5 protein-coding genes and 2 pseudogenes are annotated in these 4,114 nt (G+C 69.1%); 6 read left to right on the top strand and 1 reads right to left on the bottom strand.

All coding sequences use genetic code 11. The features are described 5' to 3' along the window. Together AC1D12_RS26790 and AC1D12_RS26785 are read left to right on the top strand one after the other, a co-directional pair. Positions 1–310: pseudogene (locus tag AC1D12_RS26790) on the top strand (type III glutamate--ammonia ligase); the annotation flags it as partial. Between the two features lie 13 nt (positions 311–323). Then, positions 324–1,256 carry a DMT family transporter gene (locus AC1D12_RS26785; protein WP_477844040.1) on the top strand — a complete coding sequence of 311 codons (933 nt, stop codon included), beginning with the start codon at positions 324–326 and terminating at the stop codon, positions 1,254–1,256. Here the strand turns inward: AC1D12_RS26785 and dusA are convergent. Then, complete coding sequence (gene dusA, locus AC1D12_RS26780) at positions 1,242–2,231, bottom strand: tRNA dihydrouridine(20/20a) synthase DusA (protein WP_477827590.1); 990 nt, start codon at positions 2,229–2,231, stop codon at positions 1,242–1,244. The genes AC1D12_RS26785 and dusA overlap by 15 nt on opposite strands. Before the next feature lie 188 nt (positions 2,232–2,419). On the opposite strand from dusA, the gene AC1D12_RS26775 reads away from it, so the two are divergent. The 4 genes and pseudogenes from AC1D12_RS26775 to AC1D12_RS26760 all read left to right on the top strand — a co-directional run. Next, positions 2,420–2,851 carry a type IV pilin protein gene (locus AC1D12_RS26775; protein ID WP_477827589.1) on the top strand — a complete coding sequence of 144 codons (432 nt, stop codon included), beginning with the start codon at positions 2,420–2,422 and terminating at the stop codon, positions 2,849–2,851. Then, complete coding sequence (locus AC1D12_RS26770; RefSeq protein WP_477827588.1) at positions 2,839–3,303, top strand: GspH/FimT family pseudopilin; 465 nt, start codon at positions 2,839–2,841, stop codon at positions 3,301–3,303. The genes AC1D12_RS26775 and AC1D12_RS26770 overlap by 13 nt, the downstream gene beginning before the upstream one ends. Then, a complete protein-coding gene (locus tag AC1D12_RS26765; RefSeq protein ID WP_477844038.1) occupies positions 3,294–3,752 on the top strand; it encodes a type IV pilus modification PilV family protein in 459 nt (152 codons plus the stop codon). The genes AC1D12_RS26770 and AC1D12_RS26765 overlap by 10 nt, the downstream gene beginning before the upstream one ends. After that, a pseudogene (locus AC1D12_RS26760) lies at positions 3,739–4,114 on the top strand (PilW family protein); the annotation flags it as partial. The gene AC1D12_RS26765 and the pseudogene AC1D12_RS26760, both read left to right, overlap by 14 nt.

Raw genomic sequence — 4,114 nt, 5'->3', positions numbered from 1 at the left:
TCCGTACCTGGCGACCGCGGCGCTGATCGCGGCCGGCCTCGACGGCATCGAGCGCGGCCTCGACCCCGGCCCGGCCTGCACCGACGACCTGTTCCAGCTGTCGCTCGCGCAGATCCGCGAACGCGGCATCGGGCTGCTGCCGCAGGGCCTGGGCGAGGCCGTCACGGCGCTGGAGGCCGATGCGGTGATCCGCGCCGCGCTCGGCGAGACACTGGCCGGCGAGTTCATCCGCCTGAAGCGCGCCGAGTGGACCGAGTACGCGCGCCACGTCAGCGGCTGGGAGATCGCGCGGTACGCTAGCGCCTTTTGATCCGCCCCCTCGAATGACCTCTCCGACCTCGGCCTCTGCGGCCGCCGGCCCTGCGCACGCGCCGTGGCTCTCCTACCTCTGCCTCGGCAGCTCGATGGCCCTGGTGGGCAGCTACGTGGGACTGTCGAAGCTGCTGCTCGCGGTGTTCCCGGTGTTCCTGCTGGCCTGGCTGCGCTTCGGCATGGCGGCCGTCGCGATGGCCGGCTGGGTGCGGCGGCGCCCCGGTGAAGCGCCGCTGAGCYGGCACGACCGCATCCTGCTGTTCTTCGAATCGTTCTTCGGCAACTTCCTGTTCTCGATCTGCATGCTGTTCGGCGTCGGCATGAGCTCGGCGCTGGCCGCCGGCGTGATCATGGCGGCGATCCCGGCCGCGGTGGCGATCCTGTCGCGGCTGTTCCTGAAGGAGCGCATCCTGCCGCGCGTCGCTGCCGGCATTGCCTGCGCGGTGGGCGGCATCGCGCTGGTGTCGGTGGTGGCGCACGGCGGTGAGGACAAGGGCAGCTCGCTGCTCGGCAACCTGCTGCTGTTCGGTGCGGTGCTGTGCGAGGCCTCGTACGTGGTGATGGGCAAGAAGCTCGCCGGCAACGTCTCGGCCAAGCGCATCAGCGCGCTGGTCAACCTGTGGGGGCTGGCGCTGGTGACGCCGTTCGGGCTGTGGCAGGCCTGGTCGTTCTCGTTCGGCGCGGTGCCGGCGGCGTCGTGGTCGCTGCTGCTGTTCTATTCGCTGGCGGCCAGCATGGTCACCGTGTGGCTGTGGATGACCGGGCTGCGCCACGTGCCGGCCTCGTCGGCGGGGATCTTCACGGTGCTGCTGCCGATCAGCGCGGCCGTGGTCGGCGTGGTGTTCCTCGGCGAGCGGATCAGCGTGACGCAGGCCGCCGCGTTCGGGCTCGCGATCGCCGGCGTGCTGCTGGCGACCTGGCCGTCGCGTTCACGCCAGAACTGATTCGCTGCGCGCGATGCGCGCGACCTCGCGCGCCGGCTCGGTCTTGAGCTTGTGGTCCGACCACACCTGGCGCCAGCGGCGCGCGCCGGGCAGGCCGTTGCGCAGGCCCAGCATGTGGCGCACGACGCGCGACCACGGCTCGCCCTTCAGGCCGACGCGCTCCATGTAGTCGACCATCTGCTGCTCGATGGCCGCGCGGTCGAGCTCGTGGTGCGGCACACCGAAGAACAGCGCGTCCCACTGCGACATCAGCCACGGGTTGTGATACGCCTCGCGGCCCAGCATCACGCCGTCGAGGTGCTGCAGCTGTTCGGTGATCTCCTCCTGCGTCGTGACGCCGCCGTTCAGCACGATCGTCAGGTGCGGGAAATCGCGCTTCAGCCGGTGCACCGTCTCGTAGCGCAGCGGCGGCACCTCGCGGTTCTCCTTCGGGCTGAGGCCCTTCAGCCACGCATTGCGCGCATGCACGATGAAGACCTCGCAGCCGGCCTCGGCGATCTGGCCGACGAAGTCGCGCACGAATTCGTAGCGCTCGTCCTGGTCGATGCCGATGCGGTGCTTCACCGTCACCGGGATGGCCACCGCATCGCGCATCGCCTTCACGCTGTCGGCTACCAGCGCCGGCTCGTTCATCAGGCAGGCGCCGAACGCGCCGCGCTGCACCCGCTCGCTCGGGCAACCACAGTTCAGGTTGACCTCGTCGTAGCCCCATTGCTCGGCGAGCTTCGCGCAGAAGGCCAGGTCGGCCGGCTCGCTGCCGCCGAGCTGCAGCGCCACCGGGTGCTCCTCGGCATTGAAGTCGAGGTGGCGCGGCCGGTCGCCGTGGATCAGCGCGCCGGTCGTGACCATCTCGGTGTACAGGCGCGTCTGCTTCGTCAGCAGGCGGTGGAAGTAGCGGCAGTGGCGATCGGTCCAATCCATCATCGGGGCGACGGACAGGCGCCAGGGGGATGCAGGCAGCGCGGGATCGGACATCGGCGTAACGAAAGGCGGCAAAGACGCCATTGTCCATCCACCGCCAATGCCCCTTCCGGAGGACGCTTCGTGACGGCGTGCGCAGTCGGCAGGCAGGGGATTGTCAACTAGTGTGAGCGGATGTATCGGAGCGGCTTGTCTTGTCTACATTGCGCCCATCGCCTCTCGAGGCCGCTTCGAAAACTCCGATGCCACAGCCCTCCCACCGCGGCTTCACGCTCATCGAACTGATGATCGCCGTCGCCATCGTCGCGATCCTCGCGAAGATCGCCCTCCCCGCCTACACCGACTACCTCAAGCGATCGCGCGTGCCGGCCGGGCTCGATGCCTTGTCGGCCTACGCGATCCGCATGGAGCAGTACTACCAGGACAACGCCTCCTACGGCAACAGCAATGCCACCGCGTGCGCACTCGCCGCGCCGAGCGGCGTCGACAGCTTCAGCTTCAGCTGCGCGCTCACCAGCACCACCCAGTACAAGCTCACCGCCACCGGCAGCGGCCGACTCGCCGGCTACAGCTACTCGATCGACTACGCGGGAGCGCGCAGGACCGAGGCCCACCCGAAGGGCACGCCCTCCGGCAACTGCTGGTCCACCCGGGGGTCGACATGCGAAGGCTGAACCCGCAGCAGCGCGGCTACTCGTTGATCGAGTTGCTGGTCGCGCTGACGATCTCGGCGATCCTGATCGGCGCCGGCATGCCGGCCTTTGCCGACTACCTGCGCAACAGCAAGCTGCGCGAGGCCGGCAACACGCTGCTCGCCGATGCGCTGTACGCGCAGAGCGAGGCCATCAAGCGCAACGCGGCGCTGTCGCTGGTGGTCTCCGGCACGTCGGTCAGCGTCACGGACGCCGGCGGCACCACGGTCCGGCAGCGCGCGCAGCCCGACGGAGTGTCGGCCACCGCCGACGTGACCGTCGCCCTCGACAGCTCCGGCCGCCCTGCTGCCGATGCCTCCATCAACCTGCAGATGGCAAGCGTGACCTGCTCTGCCGACATCCGCTGCCCCGGCCTGCGCCTGGATGCCGGCGGTGGCATCCGCCTGTGTGGAGACAACACCTCATGCAATTGATCTCTCGTCAACGCGGCATCGGCCTGATCGATGCGCTGGTCGCACTGAGCATGCTGGCCTTCGGCATGCTCGGCATGACCCGCATGCAGGGCCGGCTCATCACCCAGGGCAGCGACGTGCAGATGCGACTGATCGCCTCGCGCGCGGCCGAGGAACTGCTCGGCACCGTGCTGGCCGACAGCGCCAACGCCGCCTGCTATACCGTGCCGGCCACGGGCACATGTTCCAGCACCACGGCATCCACGAGTGCAGCCGCATGGAGAATTGCGACTCTGGCCTCGCTGCCCACGTACAGCGTGTCCAACGCGCCCGGCGCTGTCGTCACGCTGGACAGCTCGACCGGCCGCTTCAAGGTGGTGGTGAGCTGGGGCGCCAAGGCCACCACGCTCGGCGGCGAATCGATAGCCGACACCCACAACGTCACGGTGACCACCGATGTGCGCCAGTGACACGCCGCGCCGTGCCGGGCAACGCGGCACCTCGCTGATCGAACTGCTGGTCGGCATCGTCGTCGCGTTGCTGATCGGGCTGGTCGCGATGGGAATGGCGATCAGCTTCGCCGCGACGCAGCGCCAGGCCGTCGGCACCTCCAGCGCGACGAGCAGCGGCTCGTCGGCGATCGAGATCTTGCGCACAAGGACCCTGCCGACCGGGCTGGGCTTCTTCGGCAGCAGCAGCTTCCGCTGCGAGAGGCTGAACCTCAGCTACGGCAGCAGCGTGCTCGGCGACGGCACTGCCTTCTCGCCGCTGAACGTCACGCGCCCGTCGACCGGCCTGTTCGACACGCTGGACGTGATGCATGCCTCCAGCG

Source organism: Rhizobacter sp. P1_G5, from assembly GCF_056405435.1.
This window is presented reverse-complemented; position numbering and strand designations above follow the sequence as displayed.

What these genes read in the sequence shown, in the direction of transcription:
- dusA (WP_477827590.1), bottom strand. Translation starts at nt 2,231, where the DNA reads ATGTCCGATCCCGCGCTGCCTGCATCCCCCTGGCGCCTGTCCGTCGCC.
- AC1D12_RS26775 (WP_477827589.1), top strand. Translation starts at nt 2,420, where the DNA reads ATGCCACAGCCCTCCCACCGCGGCTTCACGCTCATCGAACTGATGATC.
- AC1D12_RS26770 (WP_477827588.1), top strand. Translation starts at nt 2,839, where the DNA reads ATGCGAAGGCTGAACCCGCAGCAGCGCGGCTACTCGTTGATCGAGTTG.
- AC1D12_RS26765 (WP_477844038.1), top strand. Translation starts at nt 3,294, where the DNA reads ATGCAATTGATCTCTCGTCAACGCGGCATCGGCCTGATCGATGCGCTG.